We start from the raw sequence: 737 nt of genomic DNA on the forward strand, positions 1-737 counted from the left end.
ACTACCCCACCCGTTCAGGCTCCCGTTGGTCAACCTGCTGATGGCCGCGCCTCGAGTGTGCAATATGGTGTACATCAGATATCTGCGGTCCCGCAGGGGCCGCAAGCCGGAGAGCCCTTAAAACCAGAACATGAGGATGGTTCATGATGGGGAGTGCGCGTATGAATTCAGTGTGTGCTGTCTTCCCCGATCTGTGCTGCATAGCGCGCGAGCACTACGTAAGTGAGTGTTCGGACCTCACTCAAGCTTGGTTCGTGTTTCTACATTTCGTGGTCAATGGGGCTGCTACTGGAGAGCGGGACTCTTGCCTGCCCCAAGCTGACCCCTTACTCTGCAATCCAAATGAATTTGATCTGGAAGGAACGCCACCATGGCTCTGACGAAAGACCAATTGGTTGCCGGTATTGCAGAAGCTATCGATGCGCCAAAAACCACCGCGCGTAAGGCTCTTGAGCAATTGGGACAGATCGTTGCCGACCAACTGGAAAGCGGTGCAGAAATCACTCTACCGGGCATAGGCAAACTGAAAGTTGCAGAGCGTCCAGCACGCACTGGCCGCAACCCTTCGACTGGTGCTGCTATCGAAATTGCTGCCAAGAAAGCCATCAAGTTCGTCCCGGCCAAAGTGCTGAACGACTCGATCAACAAGGGGTTGTAAGCCGGAACCGCCGAAATTTCCGTCATGGGCGGAAAGCCAGTAATGGTGCGGATTGACGCCAAACATTTGTTTCCCGGCA

The 737-nt window shown here is 54.5% G+C and carries 1 protein-coding gene and 1 pseudogene; both read left to right on the top strand.

All coding sequences use genetic code 11. From position 1 onward, the window contains the following. Window positions 1–147 (top strand): annotated as a pseudogene (locus ALO64_RS26370) (replication initiation protein); the annotation flags it as partial. A 223-nt stretch (window positions 148–370) separates the two neighbouring features. Beyond that, window positions 371–658, top strand: coding sequence for an HU family DNA-binding protein (locus ALO64_RS15880; RefSeq protein ID WP_004667956.1), 288 nt, complete (start codon window positions 371–373; stop codon window positions 656–658). Window positions 659–737 lie beyond the last annotated feature (79 nt).

This window comes from Pseudomonas meliae (assembly GCF_001400515.1).
Taxonomy (GTDB): Bacteria; Pseudomonadota; Gammaproteobacteria; order Pseudomonadales; family Pseudomonadaceae; genus Aquipseudomonas; species Aquipseudomonas amygdali.